This window comes from Paraeggerthella hominis (assembly GCF_021044775.1).
GTDB lineage: Bacteria > Actinomycetota > Coriobacteriia > Coriobacteriales > Eggerthellaceae > Paraeggerthella > Paraeggerthella hominis.
This window is the reverse complement of the sequence record NZ_JAJNOQ010000002.1, coordinates 265745-283385: the sequence shown is the minus strand read 5'-3', so window position 1 is coordinate 283385 and position 17641 is coordinate 265745. Positions and strand designations below refer to the sequence as shown.

The following is a 17641-nucleotide window of genomic DNA, read 5'->3' as shown; positions in this document are numbered from 1 at the left end:
TATTTATAATTTATTTAATAATATTTAAGAGTAGCAGGGTTTAGTATCACGGTAAATCGCGAACTGGCCCTTTATCTGTTTGACGCGAAGCGACTGCACACCTGCACACCTGCACACCTGCACACCTGCACACCTGCACACCTGCACAGAAAAAAGTACCTCGATTGCAACCAATCGCCTTCGTCAATGCCCGATCTTTTAAGATGTTTCACGTGAAACATCTTAACCTCAAGACGTTCAGACACGAACGGCACAGCGCATGAAAACCAATCTATCGCCTATCCTCGTAAAACAAGTAGCGATACGTTCCAAAAAAGAAAAGCCGATGTTTCACGTGAAACATCGGCTTTTCCTGAGTAGTGCTGCAATCTTTAACGATCCGTCATGGGAACGTAGTCGCGCTTTCCCTTGCGTACAGACTTGTAAGCCGGACGAATAATGCGCTTGCCCGAAACGATTTCCTCGAAACGATGCGCAGCCCATCCCGACATGCGAGCACAAGCGAACAGGGGAGTAAACAGATCTTCAGGAATGCCCATCATCGAATACACGAAGCCTGAGTACATATCGACGTTGGCGCACATATCCTTGCGCGTACCCTTTTCCTTCAAGATAACCTCAGGAGCAAGACGTTCGATATTCTCAAGCAGCTGGAATTCCGCCTCGTATTCCGTTCCTCGAGCAAGCTTCTCCGCAAACTTCTTGCAGATCACGGCACGCGGATCCGACTTCGTGTATACGGCATGGCCCATGCCGTATACCAGCCCCGTCTTATCGTATGCTTCCTTATTGACGATCTTCGCCAGGTAATCTGCAACCTGGCCCTCATCAGACCAATCGGAAACATGGTCTTTGATTTCCTTCTGCATAGCCAGCACCTGATGGTTCGCACCGCCGTGCTTACGGCCTTTCAACGATCCAATTGCGCCCGCATACGTGGAATACGCGTCAGTATCCGCCGAAGTTAAAACGCGCGTCGTGAACGTGGAATTGTTGCCGCCGCCGTGTTCGGCGTGCAGGCACAGCATAATATCGAGCATTCGCGCTTCTTCGGGCGTGAAAGCACGGTCTGGGCGAAGCATAGATAAGATGGTCTCTGCAGTAGATTGCCCCGGCAGGAACCGATGCATAATCATCGATTCGTTGTTGTAACGCGCACGCTTGGCGTAATACGTAAGGACCATAATACGAGGCAGGCGCGATATGAGAGAAATAGCCGCATGAACCTCGTGATGAGCGCTGCGATCTTCAGCTTCGGGGTCGTACGCATACAGCAGCAGAATAGTGCGCGCAAGAACGTTCATGATATCGGGGGGAGTATCGCGCATGATCATCGACGCGGTAAACCCATCAGGAAGCTCGCGCTCAGCATCCAGAACGGAAACGAAACGATCCAGCTGGTCCTGCGTAGGAAGTTCTCCCATTAGAAGAAGGTAAGCAACTTCTTCGTAGTTGAAGCGACGATCGATAGCATCGGTATCAAGCAGGTCGTAGATATCGTAGCCGCGATATCGGAGCATGCCGTCATCGGCTATTTTCTCATTATCCGAAATCACGTAGCCATGAACGTTCGCAATATTGGTCAATCCCGCTACGACACCCGTGCCATCAGCATTGCGCAAACCGCGCTTAACGTCGTATAGATCGTAATTATCGACATCAATCGAGTTAATGGTTTTGAAGCTTTCGTACAGCGCGATTTTTTTCTCGTCTCCCATAGCGCATCCTTCCTGCCGCAGCAACGGCTTTTCGATAAAGCGGATACGGCCAATCTGAAACGACGGCCTTGCGTACCTTTAGAGTGGAGAATGAAGTCTTTACCATGATAAAGCGCAACAACCTTCCGCACAACGAGCCAAAGGGAGTTATCGGTGAAAACCATGGTGAAAGAGTATTATACGAGACCTTCGGTATATATAAAAATGCCCGTCCTACGACGGGCATTCAATACTCTTAAAAGAGATGGTGGCTATTTCGCAGCACCGATACGGCAGATCGTGGTGCCGCAATCCGGGCACTTGCCCTTCGTGATGGGCTTACCGTTCTTCGTCATGCTCTCAACGGGATCCTTCATGATTTTCTTTGCCTTGCACTTCACGCAATATGCCTCAATAGCCATGGCTGAAAAACACCTCTCTGTCCTGTACTCTCACGAACCGCAAAGCAGCCCGTCTCTTAAATCAAGGTTGTAAACTTGCATCCCAAGATGCGCAATTGCCCATTATAGGTCACCTGGAACATGCTTGAAGAGTATATCCGCAGGTGACTATATATTCTTCAACAACTCCATAACAAAGTCTGCATTCGACGACAGCGTTTCTTCATCGATGTTTTCCAAAACGTCGTCGCTTTGGGCGAAGTAAGCAGGCTTGGACCCCGCCATGCCCACCAGGTGCATTGCCTGATGGCCGTGCTTGATAGCGAACGAAGCAGCGCTGTCCTGCCACAGAATACGCCCGCCCGACACGCTGACTCCGGTTGCTTGAGAAGCTTTCTTTACGTACCGTTTCATACGAGAAGAAGTTTTTACCGTCTTGAACTGGCCTTCCTGTTCAATCATGCTCAAATCGCCTGCACCCAGAGCTTCGAGATCGATGATGATCGCACCGCGCAAATCCTGCTGGTGCTCTGCCAAGAAAGCCTTCATACCGCTGTTTTGAGTAAGCTCGGATCCCAGCGAGACGAACCATACTTCCGTATTGATATCAGGGTTGCGGAACTGGTATATCTGCTGAAGTTCGTCCGAAATCTCGATTTCAGACGCAGCAGCTTGTGCCGATTCTTCCGCAAGGCTCTCAGAATCGAAATCCGCGTTCTCTACGCGACGGGCCGAGAACGCGCCGCCGTTCCAAGGGCGAGAGGCGTTGCCTTTATAGCCGTCGAATTCGTCATCCTCGACATCAAGCTCCTCGTCGTAGAACCCATCGGCTTCAAAGCTATCACCTTGGCCAACAAAAGCGTTCTCGTCGAACGTATCGAACGACTCATCAAGATAATCGCCCTCGTACGCATCCATACGCGTAGTTGCAGAAGGATCAACGCCGCCCGCGGACTCATCTTCCTCGCGGAAGCTCTCCCATCCGCCACGCTCGGCTCCCACGGTGCGCGCATCGAACGTGTCGTCTACGTTCAACCACTCCTGAGCGCTCGGCGCCTCTTCCTTATCTTTGCGACGGAAACGATCGAGCAAGCGACGGACGCGCGATTTCGGCATTTCCACGTACCCAGGTCCGGCAAAAGCGCCCGTTTCGGTAAAGTTAGCATCGTACGCCGAGTCATCAGCATCGTCGACGTAGATGTCGTCGGGATCCACGTTGTCGAGCAGTTCATCGCCAACAGGAGCGAAGGCGCCGGTAGCTCCAGCAGGCGCGAACGACCCAGCGGCATTTACGTTAGAGCTTTTCGCCTCGGGCGCATTTGTGCGTGCAATAGCCCCCGACAAAGACGGAAGCATAGAGCGAAGGGAAGCGCCTTTTTCGGATGGGGAACCTTCGGCAGACGTCGATCCCGATCCGTCGTTTTCGTCGGAAGATCCCAAACTGATGGAAGGAAGCATGGTAAGCAGGCTCTTCGCAGCAGTTTTACCAGCGCTTTCAACGTCCGCTAAAGGAGCACGCTGTTTCGGCAGCTCGGTGATAGGAGCCGGCTTCGCCGCAGAAACGCCGATATCGGGCAGCACGATGGGCTTACGCGCCGCCTCGTCGAGCGGGGTATCCTGAGCAAGCCCGAACACCGCTTCATCCTCTTCAGAAACGCCGTCGGTCACGTTTACGCGGTTATCCGTACGGTGCTCGTCTTGACGCGTTGCCAAAGCCTCTTCCTGAACCTTGCGAGGATCCAAAAACGACGGCATGGATAGTTCCGGCATGGAAGGTAGATCACCCGGTCGAAGGCCGCTTACATCGATAGGAGCCATCGCGGTGGTGGACAGCGGATCGTTTTCCGCATCCTGCGGAGCGGAAGGCGCAGATCCGTCGAAGGGGTCCGACGAATGCACGTTCTCAGCGCCATATTCGGCAGCAGAAGCAGCGCCGTCGACCGCTTCTCCGTCCTTGGAAGCATTGCCAGGAGCTTCGGCATGGTCGGGGGAAACGTTCCACTGAGGGGCCTTTATCTCGCGAATGCCATCGCGGTTCGCGTCCATCTGCTGCTCGAAGCGGCGCTCAACAGCCATGTTCGCCTCGGCAAAATGACCAGCGCTTTCGCTTACGGCCGCATCGAGCGCGCTCGCATAACGAGAACGCTGCACGGGCTTTTCAACGGTGCGGGGCTTCTTCGCCTTTTCCTGCGCCTTCCTGAACCAATCGGGAACTCCACCCGTCGATGCGGTGGAGTACGGGGTAGGCTCGACCGACGAAACCACGTTCAGGGCAGCATCGCCGGCTGCAACGATTCCCTCAACATCCTGGGCAGCGGCTTCAGCCTTAGCGAGCGCTTCCTGCATGGTATCGGGGGGAATAGTGGAAAACGCTTCCAAAACCTCTCCGCGCACCTCGTGATAATCTTCATCGGAAGGACGAGGCAGGGGAGGCTCTTTGATCTGGACGAGATTCTGCGCTATGTCAGCGGCAGCAGCACCCGCTACAGGTTTTCCGGTCAAAGCCGCAACGGCCGCTTTTGCAGCCGCCAAACGAGCTTCGGGCGTCTGGGGAGCCATCGCGGGCGGCTTCAAGTTCTCGGCCTCGTATACCAGCTCGACTCCCTCGGGAACCAATCCAGCAGCCCGGGCCGCATCTTCGCCATGAATGGCAGCTTCTCCACGTTCGGCCAGTTCAGCTTCACTTACGCGGCCGCGACCCACGCGGCGCGCCACTTCAAGCAGTACGGCCGTACCCGCAGCGTTGCTGTTCGCGCCCTCGTTGTAAGCGGCGAATTTATGAAAAGCGCCGGTCACCAAAGGAATGCAGGCAAGAACCAGCAGGATGACGACAATCACATTAAGAACCGTGGAAACCATTCCACCGTCGTTCAAGAACACCACGTTGCGCAGCAGTAAAACAACGGGCAGCAAGGCCATAGCCCCAAACGTCGTCCATTGAATGGCAGGAAGCGCCTGCGCAAGCGGACCGTTCAGCTCGGCACGCACCTTGCCGCTATCATAACGAGCCACCAGGACGACTTTACGCCGACGAGATCCGCCTGCTTCAGCAGAATAGCCCGGATCGTACTTCGCCACCACGTTTTGACTGACGCCTCGCGCCAAAACCTTAGACAGAACCGGTCGATCGAACGCCTCCGCTGCAAACAAAAGCGCTGCTATCAATGTAACAACCACCGAGGCGATTCCCAGAACAGGCACGAACAAAGCCGCGACCGTGATGACCAGCGAGCAACCACAGCAAATCATGCGGGGAATATCGGCATCCGGAGAGCCGTTAAAATCCTCGATCACTGCGGAAAGGCCAGCTTCTTTCTGCATTTGCTCGGTTATGTACAGCGCCGCCTGCTGCTCCTCTTCGGTTCCCGCTGGACGCGGGCCGATTTCCTGGGACAGATACGCAACGTGATCTACTATTTCCGGCATTAGCTTTGCCTTTCGTTCCCTGGTGTTTCTACAAGGCACATATAACGCAAGTATACGCTATTTGCTTTCCGCGCCCAAATAATCGCGAATAAAAGCATCGGCCGTCCCCGCTTGTAAACGAGCTGTTGAGTACGACTCCTCCATGCTGGACACGACCTGTTCGTATGCTTCGTACACAAGCGTTTCGGGTTTTTCGGGAATAGCCTTCGCAAGAGCGACCGCCTCTGCATCGGCAACGTTGTACGCCTCGTTCTGAGCAGACGCCTCTTCTTTGTTCTTAGCTAAAAACGCGTCATCCGAAGCTATCGCATAGCCAAGGGACTCTATTCTTTTTTCCACATAAGAGAGCAATGCGCTCATATCGGCTTCATCGTAGGCACGTTGCACCTCGGAAAGAGCGCTATAGGCGTCATTGAACGCAGCAAGAGCCTCGTTGGTCTTATCTTTCGAAGCCTGAACATTCTCAGCTGTCGTATTTTTCACCAGTTTAGCCGCGTCGCGTGCGAGGCTATCGGCCTTCAGAACCTCGTTCCAAACATTTTGAAGATTGATAGCGGCAGTTTCAGCCCTGGAAGACTCTTCAAGCAGCTCCGTACCCGATTCAATAAGCGACCGACGAGCAGCAATAGCGGCCACAGTCTGATTAGCCGCTTCCTTATCGCGCGATTCGTTCAGATTAAGCGATGAAGCGCGGGCCTTTTCGTCAGCCTGATTCAATTGAAGGGACGCGGCTTCAAGCTGCGAGTACACGTCTTTGCGCCGTTGCGCCATTCCCTCGTCAAAAGGATGCGAGACCACATCATCGAGTTCCACGATCACTTCGTCAGCCTGATTCACCAAATCAAGCGCCTCGTCTAATTGCGCGACATTGCTCTGATGGCTCTTAAGATCGTTGTACAGATACATCCCGCCAAGCGACAGCAATACCACCATCGTAAGCGATATGACAACAGCAGCCACCACTTTGCTCAATTTGCGGCGGGCTTTGCGCAGGGCTATTTCCTCTTCAGGAGACCGAACGGGTTTAGAAGGGCTCGATGCTTTCCTCGGTGCAGAGGAGGCCGACGAAGACAACCTTGAACGTCTTGTCTTGTCCGAGGATGCAGACTGAGCGCCCCCCATCGCTGGAGCTGCAAAATCAAACGCATCGAAGCGCGAAAAAACCTCTTTGTCGTCCACCGATACGAAGTCACCAGTCGAAAGAGGGAGTCCTTTTTCCTTAGTGGGGGTTCCTGAGGGTTTTTTTCTGCGCGCGGGCAGCGTAAACAAGGACACATGACCGAACGGGCCGCGCTTTTCCTTCTCTGCGCGGCCACCGTCAAGAGCCTCTCGAGCGGCATCGAGCACGCTGAACGAAATCTCGTTCGACGTGCCCTTCGTATGCCTCTTAATATGTGCAGCTCGCGTTAGCTTGTCGTCTCTCCTGGCCATACAACCCCGTCGCAGCTTAGATCACGCACGACCGCGCCGCACATCGTCCGCTATCTCGCGCGCGGACATGATTTTGATAGTTCGGCTTGGTAGAGAATTCAAAAAAGCCTTGCCATAGCTCTTGGTAAGCAATCGCTTATCAGCAAGAATAAGCACGCCTTCGTCCTCGGCCTTGCGAATAAGCCTTCCTGCCGCTTGCTTCGTTTCAAGGACAGCAGCGGGAAGCACGTAACGGCGCCATGCCTGATCGTCGCGCGCCGCGCGCTCGCACGATAAGGGGTCAGTAGGTTTGGAGAACGGCAGCTTAGGAATAATCACGCCCTTCAACGTAGCCCCGGGAGCATCGAACCCTTCCCAAAAGCTCTTGAGAGCGAACAGCGATAGATGTTCGTCGGCAAGGAAATCATCGCGAAGTCCCTTTACCGACACGCCCCATTTCTGGCAGACAACACGGAGATCGTCTTCTTTAAGCTGCGGACTAACTTCGTCGAAGCACTTCTCCATTTCGCGACGATTCGTGAACAGCGTCAGCATAGACCCCTGCTGCGCACGATGAACGTCCACCAGAAGGCGCTGCAACGAAGAAAGGTAGGCTGCGTCGCTCGGTTCGGGCATATCGTCAACAACGTACACTGTCATATGGCCGTCGTAGTCGTAGCTCGAATCAAGCTTGCAAGTCCTGGATTGCGAGAATTCGGTTTCGTTCAGCCCGAGCGAGTTCTCAAACGCAGTGAATTTTCCATCAACCGACAGCGTGGCCGAAGCAAACACCACTGAGTGGGTTTTCGCGAACAAGGTCTCGTTCATAATCGCGCCCATGTTGACCATCAGCGCTTCAAGCTTTTCGGCAACGCGGTCTTTCTTGCGATTGATTGTTGCGGAGTATGCGCAGGATTCGGGCGCTTTAGTCAATATGATGTCAACGGAATCGATCTGTTCTTTCAGCTCGATAGCCATCGATGCGATCTCGCGCTGAATTTCAGCCGCCCCGTCAACCTCTTCCAGATACGCAACCAGATTTTGGCATGCGGCCACCAGCTTTTCCGCAGCATCCGACATAGCCCGCCCCAGCAATGTAACTTGACCGAACGTAGCGCTGTTGCGAATATCGTTATTGATCCAGAGTTCTACGGTTTCGTACCCTCGTCCTCGTTTGTTCTGATCGAAGAACAGCAGGTCTTTCATGTGGGAAGCGAATTCCTGCGCAGCTTCGGCATACGTTTTCCCGGCAGCTCGAGCTTTACTGGTCAACGCATAGAACAGGGAGCTTCCTTCTTCGCTTCCGGAAACCACCACGCGGCGCTCGGCTCGAACGAACACGTTACGGGAAGCTTCGTCAGCACCGGCGCGATGAGCAAGACGCGTAATATCCTCAGCAGCCAGAGAAACCGAAAAAGCTCGGCGCGCTTCCGATTCAGCCCCGTGAGCCTCGTCCACCACCCAGTATCGAATAGAGGGAAGCAACCCGCCATCGGCCACTAAATCGCAAAAGAGAAGACTATGATTGGTCACAACGATATCGGCCGCCTCGGCGCGCCGGCGAGACCCGTGCACAAAACAAGACGTTCCGAAGTAAGGGCATTTACGGCGAAGACAATCATGGCTCGTCGTGGTTACCGCTCGACGGGGCAGTACTCGATAATCGATTTTCAACCCGTCCATGTCGTCGTACGAGGTTTGCTCCACATAAGAAAGAAGAGCCGCGAGCGCCGGAGCCTGAGTTTGCTCCTTACCATTCACAAGCCTCATCTGAGGGCCATCAGACACAATGCGATCTATGCGCCGCAGGCACGGGTAATGAGAGAATCCCTTCAACGGGGCATACGTCAACAGCGGCCTCTCGGGATTCACCGTATGAAGCGCTTCGGCGAGCGCAGGAAGCTCATGGTACACCAGCTGATCAAGCAGTGCGTTGGTTTTCGTCGCAACGCCTACCGTAATGTTGTTCGCCTGCGCCGTAAGCGCAGCCGGCACCAGATAAGCCATCGACTTTCCAACGCCCGTACCCGCTTCGACAATAAGATTTTCCGAACTGGCAAACGCATCGCGCACGGCTTCAGCCATAATGCGCTGCTCTTTGCGCCGCTCGAAATCGCCGTACAAAGCTCCAACAAGTCCCTGCTCGGAAAACGCTTGGTCGATAGCTTCCTGCGAAGGAAACACAAGCTCTCGTTGGGGATTGGAGGCTATATCGTCTGCATCCACCTTAGGAGCATGCTCTTTTTTACCCAGTCGATCCCTTCTCAAAGCACGAAGGGAGAAGTGGTGCTTTGCATCAAGCGGTGATGTTTCACGTGAAACATCATCGGGCTCAACGGCGGCATTCGACGATGTTTCACGTGAAACATCGTTCCAAAGGCTGGAAAAGACCTTGCTGTACGCTGAGCTCGATTGAAGATCGGCAATACGATCGAACACAACCTGCGTAGACCACTGGTCAGGGGTTGCCATTTGAGCAATTTCCCTCACAAGCGCAGGAGGCATAGCCGCCACGCCAGCAAGAAGGATGCGATACATCGCGCAGGTGGCCGCCACGTCCGCATCGGCGCGATGAGTGGAAAGCGGTGCGCCGAAAGCTCGCACAAGATCTAAAAGCCGATGAGACTTCAAGCGCGGTAAAGCTATGCGAGCAAGATCAAGAGAGTCGATCCAAGTGTTCTCCAGAAGCGGATACCCGCTGGGATGACGCGTCGTGAACGTGCGATCGAAATCAACGTTATGAGCAACCACGCTTGCATCGCCGACGAACGACACCAGTGCAGCAAGCGCCTCTTCAGGGGAAGGGGCTTCAGCAACATCGCTATCGTGGATATCGGTCAGACGAGCCACTTCTTCCGGAATAGGCTTACCCGGATTCACGAACGTGATGAACCAATCCACTATCTCGCCCTGCTCGAAGCGAGCAGCGGCAATTTGGGTCAGTTCATCGTGATTGTACGAGAACCCCGTCGTTTCCGTATCAAGCACAACCACGTTACGGTCAAGTTCGCCGAAATCAAGGGATTCCGCCCACGAAGGGAGCAATGCGTAACGGTCGCACACGGGCTGGGGTGTTCCATCGCTTATGAAACTTTGCAGGGTATCCTGCTTGAGCATACTTTGATTATCCATAGCTATCAGCCTATCATCTATCATAGGATCGCACAAACCTAAAACACGGTGATTACACGCCCGACACACCCTGAGCTATACCATGGTAGAGGAGAAAAGATGCAGGCGGAACGCTATTTCGGAACATACGCTCGATTCGAGACAAAATCCAAGAAGGATGCAGCGGCGCTGCTTGGCGCCGACAACCTGGTTGGCGATGTGTTCGAACTAGAGTTCATCGTTCGGGACAAGAAGAACGTTGCCTGGCTGAAGAACCGTTTCGGCGGGCTTATCGGATATCTTGACGAAGAGACTTCTCGCACGCTCAGCATCCTCGTTGCTCGCGGGTGGAACCTCAAGGCGATCCTGTCTTTCATAGCGTTCACCGACGCGCCCGATCCAGGCCATTACTGGGGACAAGTCGCGCTCGTTTGCTACGAGAATGAGCTTGAGCAGCCTATGAGTTCCTTCATACAGGGAATCTCGGCGCGCTTGGCGGACGGGGTTCGCCCCGATGTCTCATTCGGCGATCAAGCAGTGCAGCAGATTGTCGAAAGCGAAGGATCATGGCAACCGAAAGACACCGTGCCGCTTCCTGAGAAAAAGCCTGGAACCGTCATTATGAAAAGCCGCCGCAAAATGAGCGAGAAGCTGATCGAGCAAGGGCGCAAGGGAAACAAGGGGTGCTATGCGGTAAGCTGGATATTCCTTCTTGCAATCGTCGCCTTAGCGTTGTTCGGATTGAAATCCTGCGGAATACTGTAAACGCTTGCAGAAAAAATAGGGCGAGGTTCGTGACCTCGCCCTATTTTTTACCCCACCGTTGAAAGTTTAGGCGCGAAGCGCGTACTGTACCAACTTCGTGCACAAGTCAGGGAAGGAAATCCCCGCCGCCCTGCCAGCATCCGGCAAAAGCGAGGTGCCGGTCATGCCAGGAATCGTATTGGTTTCCAGAATCCAGCACGACCCATCTTCTTCCAAAATGAAATCGGAGCGCGAAACACCATCGCATCCAAGGGCCTTGTGCGCTTCGATAGCTAGCTTCTGCACCATGTTCGTCGTCTCGTCAGAAAGCAGAGCAGGGCAGATATGCTGCGACCCTCCGGGAGCGTACTTCGATTCAAAATCATAAAAGTCGCTTTTCGGAACGATTTCGATAATCGGAAGAGCCTGTAGATCATCCCCTCCGATAACCGCAACAGTCAGCTCGGTGCCTTTGACGTACCGTTCGATAAGGACCTCATCATCTATCTCGAGCGCCTTTTCCACCGCATCCAGAATAGCTTGCTCTCCCTCGACGATGAACACACCGAGCGCGCTGCCTTCCGTACCAGGCTTCACCACGCAGTGATCCCCAAGAAAAGCGATAACCTGACGAGCGTCTACGGAATCGCCTGCGCGAACCGTCACGGAAGGAGGCGTAGGAATATCGTGCTGCTGATAGTACAACTTCGCTTTCGCCTTATCCATGGCCAAGGAGCTTGACCACACCCCTGAGCCAATATAAGGAAGCCCAATCACTTCCAAGAAGCCCTGCACCGTGCCGTCTTCGCCAAGTTTTCCGTGCAAGCATAGGAATGCAACATCGAAAGGTTCGTCGATCAGACGCTTCAAATCCTCTTTCTCAGCAGGATCAAGGACGGTCACGTTAAATCCCGCTTCTTTCAGAGCTTGGGAAGCCCCTTCTCCAGAAGCCAACGATATCTCTCGCTCCCCGCTTTTTCCCCCGGCAAGCAACGCCACGCGACACTCGCGCGGATCGAAGCATTCAGACATGCGTCCTTCTTTCACCCTATGGATACGAACGTCAGCAGTATAGCAAAACGAGCAACACCGAGCGAAAACCATGGTGCGAGAGGAGCAATGTTTCACGTGAAACATGTATAATGACCGGCATGAATACTTCAATTAAAGCTTATACACTCGACGGTCTTACTCAGATTGTGAAAGACCTGGGACAGCCGGCATTCCGCGCAAAGCAACTCTACGAATGGCTCTATACACACAACGTGCAGTCGTTTGATGAAATGTCGAATCTCCCTGCAGCGTTCAGATCATCTCTTGCTGAAAAGTTCTCGATAGATGCTCCTTCGGTAGTTGACCGTCAAATATCGAGCGACGGCACCAGAAAATACCTTATATCGTACGAAGACGGCGTGTGCGTCGAAACGGTTGCCATACCCTCAAGAAGCGGAGATCGTTTGACAGTATGCTTCTCGACACAAGCTGGGTGCGGCATGGCATGTGCCTTTTGCGCAACGGGAAGGGAAGGGTTCACCAGGAACCTCCTTCCGGGTGAAATGGTGGACCAAATACTCTTGATCCAGAAGGACACGGGAACGCGGGTCACGAACGCTGTGGGCATGGGACAGGGCGAACCGTTCCTTAACTACGACAATACGCTTGCCGCGCTGCGCATACTCAACGACCCGAAGGCAGTCGGAATTGGCGCGCGCCACATTAGCATTTCAACCTGCGGCATACTTCCCGGTATAGAAAAGTTCGCCACGGAGCCCGAGCAGTTCACGCTTGCGGTATCGCTTCACTCCGCCGCACAAGGCACCCGCGATTTGCTTATGCCGAAAGTCGATCGCTTCAAGCTTAAAAACCTCAAGCAGGCGCTACAGTCGTACGTCGAGAAAACCAACCGTCGCGTGACGTTGGAATACATCATGATAGAAGGCGTGAACGATTCGAATGCAGAGCTTTCCAAACTGAAAGAGTTCTGCTCCGGTCTTCACTGCCATGTCAACCTGATTCCCATCAACGCCGTTCCCGATTCCGTTTTTCAACCGAGCGATCAGGAAACCATTGAAACCTGGCTCCGTGAAATTCAGAAGCACGGCACCGAAGCTACCTTGCGTGATTCTCGCGGCTCCGATATCGACGGAGCGTGCGGACAGTTAAAAAATACGTATCATAAAAACCAAGGATAGATAACCTATTTAAAGTACTATGACGTTAGAAGAGCTCTTCTAAGCCCTTCTAACGTCATATATTGGTGTTTCTTGAGTACAGACTCGTCTAAATCATTATGAGGGCTTAGAAAGCAGCTCCTCGAACAATCTTTCAAGATCCTCTTCGTCTTTGAATTCGATTTCTATCTTATTCTTCCCTTTGACCGACTTAACCCTTACATTCGTATGCAGAGCATCTTTCAAAGCACGAGCGACGGTTTTGTAAGTTTTAGGCAGCGGAGCCTTCGGCTGAGCGGATTCGTTCTTCTTACCCGACATCAAACGCGCGATTGCTTCAGCTTCCCGCACCGTCAACTTATCCGCAATAATCTTATCGGTGAGCTTTTGACGGCCTTCCTTGGTCGGAATGGATAGAATCGCACGAGCATGGCCTGCCGTAATCTTCTCCTCGAACAAAAGCTGCTGCGCTTCTTCAGGAAGTTCAAGCAACCTCAACGCGTTCGCAACGGTCGAGCGACCCTTCGACATAGCTTGCGCAACTTCAGACTGAGTAAAGTTGCAGCGCTCCATCAAGCGACGATACCCGTACGCTTCCTCGATAGGGTTCAAATCGGAACGCTGGATGTTCTCAACAAGTGCAAGCTCTAAAGAACGATCGTCGTCAGCTTCCTTGATGCGAATGGGAACCTTCTTCAAGCCAGCAAGCTTGCACGCTTGCCAACGGCGCTCTCCGGCTATGATCTGATACGTTTGCTGGCCGAGCGGCCTTACCAGGATAGGCTGCAACAACCCGTCTTTTTCGATGGAAGCAGCAAGCTCCTCCAATTCCTCGCGCTTGAAATTCGTACGAGGCTGATCGGGGTTCGGGCTAATGGACTCGATAGCAACTTCGTCCGTATTACGTTGCACCACGCTTTTGATGGTTACCTGGCTTCCTTCTTCGACGATAGATTCGCCTTCAGCAGGAAAAGAGGTGATTCTGACGCTTGCATCGTCAAGAGGACGCGCCGGTTCACTCGGTGCCGAACGAGGAGGACGGGGGGCTTCCTCTTGCTCATTTTCCACCAACACCCGCTTCGGAGCGGACTCGATAGGAGCCGCTTCTTCGAAAGCACCTCCCAGCAGCGAGTTCAGACCTCGTCCCAAACCACTTTTCGCCGACTTAGCCACGCTGAATCACTTCCTTTGCAAGCTCCACATACGACTGAGCACCTTTTCCCGACGGGTCGTACTGCGTAATAGGCTGCCCGAAGCTTGGTGCCTCGGACAACTTAACGGTACGAGGGATCAATGTCGTAAAGACAGTTTTTCCAAAATAACCGCGCACCTCGCTTACCACCTGCCGCGAGAGCGTGGTACGTCCATCGTACATAGTCAAAAGCACGCCGAAGATATCCAAAGTAGGATTAAGGCGAGTTTTGACACGTTTCATTGAATCAAGAAGTTTTGTCACACCTTCCAGTGCATAGAACTCACACTGGATAGGAATAAGCAGCTTGTCCGCAGCTACTAATGCGTTCACGGTAAGAAGCCCAAGGGAAGGCGGACAATCTATGAAAACGTAGTCGTACTTGCCGCGCAGACTTCCAACGGAGTCTTTCAAACGGTTCTCTCGTGCCATCTCGGAGACAAGCTCGACTTCAGCGCCAGCAAGGTTGATGGTAGCTGGAATGACGTCAAGACCGTCGCATACATCGGGAATGATCACGTTCTCGATAGGCACATCATTGAGCAGGACATCGTAAATACAGTTGGACACCTGGCTCTTCTCGATGCCCAAGCCGCTTGAGGAATTCCCTTGAGGGTCCAAATCAACGAGCAAAACCTGCTTGCCAAGCTCTCCTAGAGCAGCTGAAAGGTTGATCGCCGTCGTAGATTTACCGACGCCGCCTTTTTGGTTGATAATGGCCATAACCTTGGTTTGACCAACCACATGCTTCACCGGAGCCTTATCCTTGAACGATTTGATAGGCTTCGGCGGAGCAGGTTCCTCCACTTTAGCGGGAACCTCTCGCTCAACCACTTCTATATGATCGATCGACAAATCATCCTCAACAAGTATGGTTTCGTCACGCTTGACAGTCTCGGCTGGCTTTTTGTCTCGTTTAAGACTATCGAATAGTCCCACAGGGACCCCCTTTCTTAACCGCAACGACAGTATACCTTGTTTGCATCTTATATAAAGCGCTCCCCTTGAAACGGAGCATTCCCACAACCGCTCTACTCTGCCAGTGTTTCACGTGAAACACCCTTAGAGAGGACGTTTTTGGGCAAAACTTGTTTTACGGGGAAGCTTAATCTTTGGCTTCGCCGTTTTCTCGAAGCACATGATCCTACGACACCGATCTTCCAATTCAAGCGTTCGATCAGACACGAGAGTCATACCTAGCGTTTCCTGCAACGATAGCGCGTGGTCTAGCTCATCATCTTCCATACGGGCTTTATAACAGATTAAGCGGCCGCCTTTTTGCAGAAGAGGCGACGCGAATTCCATAAGCACGGAAACTCGAGACAATGCACGAGCGGTGACTACAGCGAATTCACCCGGATGCTCTCGTGCGAGGTCCTCTATTCGCCCCGTGTAGGTTTCTACCGAGCTAAGGCCAAGTTGAGCAATAATACCGTCAAGTATAGCGGTTTTCTTGCCTACTGAATCGGCGAGGAGCGTCTTTCTCCCGCTTTCTATTGCCAACGGTATCCCCGGATATCCCGCACCCGATCCTATATCCACATACCAACCCTCGGGAGCATCATTCAACTCCGGCAGACCTATGAGAGAATCCTGCACATGCAGGAGCATACCTTCGTCCCATGTTGAAATTCGAGTGATATTCGTTGTTTTATTTGCCTCTATAACAAGCTCGAGGTGTCGCTTCAGTAGATCTTCGTGCATGCATGCTCCTTCATAAGATGTCCTCTGTAGTATAAAGGAATGTTTCACGTGAAACTTTCAAACATGAAAAAGCCCGTATCCGAAGATACGGGCTTTCGATCAAAACAAGGAACGTGCCGTTATCGAGGAAGAATCACCACGTGGCGCGCGCTTCCCTCGCCTTCAGAAGCAGTCTCAACGCGCTTGTCGTCACGAAGCGTAATGTGAACGATTCGGCGTTCGTAAGGAGTCATTGGACGAAGCTTGACGCTGCGGTGCTGACTTGCAGCGCGATTCGCTGAAGAACGAGCAATCGACTCAAGCTTCTCTCGCTGACGCCCCTTATAGCCCTCGACATCTACGATAACCGGATAACGGAAGCCGATCGTCCGCACCGTGATCGCCGATACCAAGAACTGCAGGGCATCAAGCGTCTTACCGTGGCGACCGATAAGCACGGCCAGATCGTCACCGGTAATATCAAGAATCAGCTCGCCTTCGTCACCCTCGTACTCATCGATAGTGACTTCTCCAACGTCGAAATACTTGAGGATATCCTGCAGGGCACCGATCGCAGTATCAGCAATACGATCAAGCTCCTCATCGGTCAACTCGGTGGAATCAATCTCAGAGGGATCGATGCACTCCTCAACGTTTTCAACCAACTCTTCAGCCATAACAGACTCCTTTTATCGAAACAGAAAAGCTGGGGTGTTTCACGTGAAACACCGCCGAGCTACCTTTTCTTGACGGTGTCCTTCTTGGTCGGGCGCGGCTTCTTCACCTTACGGGTAACGTCAACCTCGATAGGCTTAACCTCGATAGTTTCGGCAGCTTCAGCGTCGCGCCTCTTCATGATGCGCATGGAAATCTGCTGCTGAGCAATGCCGATGAGCGACGAAGCGCCCCAGAACAAGAGCACGCCGGCAGGAGAGCCCCAGCTGATCCACAGCATGAAAACGCTCATGACGGCCGCCATGATCATGGTCTGCTTGCGCTGCGGGTTATCCTTGTTGCCCATCTGCATGAGAATCATGGGCAAGAACGTGGCGGCAGCGAACACGACCATAAGGATCAGATAGGGAACAAACGTTCCAAATCCCATGGAAAACGCCTCGGAAGGACGCATAACCAAGCTGGGAACCAGGTTGTAGAACTCATACGTGGTGCCTTGCGTACGGGAACCCATCTCGCTCAACACCTGGAACAGCGCGATGAAGATAGGCATCTGAAGCAGCATCGGCAGACAGCCGGCCAGCGGGTTGAACTTCGCCTCGGCGTACAGCTTCTGCATCTCCTCCTGCTGACGCTGAGGATCATCAGCGTACTTACGCTGGATTTCCTGCATCAGAGGCTGAACCTTCTGCATCTGATAGGAAGACTTCGTCTGCTTGTGCATCAAGGGAGAGATGAGCACACGGAAGATCACCGTGACGACGATGATGGCGAGTCCCCAGTCGCCGCAAAAATCGTAGAAGAAATGGATGATGTTAAACACCCAGTCCTTGATTACGTCCCACATTGTATGTTGTTCCTTCCTCTATACCAAAGAAGGCCGCTTCTACAATCCTACGGTACTGGATCGTAGCCGTGCGGACCTCCCGGACGGCAGCGCAGCACACGTTTGAACGTGAGCTTCAAGCCTTTCCAAAACCCGTAGCGTTGAAACGCTATGAGTCCGTACTCGGAACATGTCGGCGTAAAACGACAGCAAGAAGGAAACAGGGGCGATATAGCGGCCCTATAGAAGGTGATCAGCATCACCGCAATGGTACACGGCAAGCGCTTTACAAAAGCCTTCATATC

General features: G+C 53.1%; 14 protein-coding genes. 2 read left to right on the top strand and 12 right to left on the bottom strand.

What is annotated here, in order from left to right; all coding sequences use genetic code 11:
- Positions 1 to 371: 371 nt before the first annotated feature.
- The 5 genes from LQE90_RS03515 to LQE90_RS03495 form a co-directional block, all read right to left on the bottom strand.
- The gene (locus LQE90_RS03515) at positions 372 to 1718 is read right to left on the bottom strand and encodes a citrate/2-methylcitrate synthase (RefSeq protein WP_216529249.1); all 1347 of its coding nucleotides are present in this window, start codon (positions 1716 to 1718) and stop codon (positions 372 to 374) included.
- A gap of 251 nt (positions 1719 to 1969) precedes the next feature.
- Positions 1970 to 2119, bottom strand: a complete 150-nt coding sequence (locus LQE90_RS03510; RefSeq protein ID WP_225749672.1) for a DUF5679 domain-containing protein — start codon at positions 2117 to 2119, stop codon at positions 1970 to 1972.
- A 147-nt stretch (positions 2120 to 2266) separates the two neighbouring features.
- Entirely contained in the window at positions 2267 to 5524 is a 3258-nt protein-coding gene (locus LQE90_RS03505) for an aminopeptidase (RefSeq protein WP_225749671.1), read from the bottom strand.
- A gap of 57 nt (positions 5525 to 5581) precedes the next feature.
- Entirely contained in the window at positions 5582 to 6955 is a 1374-nt protein-coding gene (locus tag LQE90_RS03500; protein WP_216529250.1) for a hypothetical protein, read from the bottom strand.
- Positions 6956 to 6976: 21 nt separating this feature from the next.
- Positions 6977 to 10051: a helicase C-terminal domain-containing protein gene (locus LQE90_RS03495; protein WP_216529333.1), complete on the bottom strand. Its 3075-nt coding sequence runs from the start codon at positions 10049 to 10051 to the stop codon at positions 6977 to 6979.
- 63 nt (positions 10052 to 10114) lie between these two features.
- Between LQE90_RS03495 and LQE90_RS03490 the strand changes: the two genes are divergently transcribed.
- A complete protein-coding gene (locus LQE90_RS03490) occupies positions 10115 to 10810 on the top strand; it encodes a hypothetical protein (RefSeq protein WP_231088181.1) in 696 nt (231 codons plus the stop codon).
- A gap of 66 nt (positions 10811 to 10876) precedes the next feature.
- Here LQE90_RS03490 and LQE90_RS03485 read toward each other — a convergent pair whose 3' ends face one another.
- Positions 10877 to 11821, bottom strand: a complete 945-nt coding sequence (locus LQE90_RS03485; RefSeq protein WP_114566365.1) for a D-alanine--D-alanine ligase family protein — start codon at positions 11819 to 11821, stop codon at positions 10877 to 10879.
- A gap of 110 nt (positions 11822 to 11931) precedes the next feature.
- Here LQE90_RS03485 and rlmN point away from each other — a divergent pair, with 110 nt between their 5' ends.
- Complete coding sequence (rlmN, locus tag LQE90_RS03480) at positions 11932 to 12981, top strand: dual-specificity RNA methyltransferase RlmN (protein WP_500797188.1); 1050 nt, start codon at positions 11932 to 11934, stop codon at positions 12979 to 12981.
- A 96-nt stretch (positions 12982 to 13077) separates the two neighbouring features.
- Here rlmN and LQE90_RS03475 read toward each other — a convergent pair whose 3' ends face one another.
- The 6 genes from LQE90_RS03475 to yidD form a co-directional block, all read right to left on the bottom strand.
- Positions 13078 to 14133 carry a ParB/RepB/Spo0J family partition protein gene (locus tag LQE90_RS03475; protein WP_225749669.1) on the bottom strand — a complete coding sequence of 352 codons (1056 nt, stop codon included), beginning with the start codon at positions 14131 to 14133 and terminating at the stop codon, positions 13078 to 13080.
- Positions 14126 to 15091, bottom strand: a complete 966-nt coding sequence (locus LQE90_RS03470; RefSeq protein WP_321191394.1) for a ParA family protein — start codon at positions 15089 to 15091, stop codon at positions 14126 to 14128. The genes LQE90_RS03475 and LQE90_RS03470 overlap by 8 nt, the downstream gene beginning before the upstream one ends.
- 123 nt (positions 15092 to 15214) lie before the next feature.
- A complete protein-coding gene (gene rsmG, locus LQE90_RS03465; RefSeq protein ID WP_114566364.1) occupies positions 15215 to 15856 on the bottom strand; it encodes a 16S rRNA (guanine(527)-N(7))-methyltransferase RsmG in 642 nt (213 codons plus the stop codon).
- A gap of 119 nt (positions 15857 to 15975) precedes the next feature.
- On the bottom strand, positions 15976 to 16512 hold the full coding sequence (locus LQE90_RS03460) for a Jag family protein (RefSeq protein ID WP_114566363.1): 537 nt from the start codon (positions 16510 to 16512) through the stop codon (positions 15976 to 15978).
- A gap of 59 nt (positions 16513 to 16571) precedes the next feature.
- Entirely contained in the window at positions 16572 to 17357 is a 786-nt protein-coding gene (locus LQE90_RS03455) for a YidC/Oxa1 family membrane protein insertase (protein ID WP_114566362.1), read from the bottom strand.
- 47 nt (positions 17358 to 17404) lie between these two features.
- Entirely contained in the window at positions 17405 to 17638 is a 234-nt protein-coding gene (gene yidD, locus LQE90_RS03450; protein WP_114566361.1) for a membrane protein insertion efficiency factor YidD, read from the bottom strand.
- Positions 17639 to 17641: the final 3 nt, after the last annotated feature.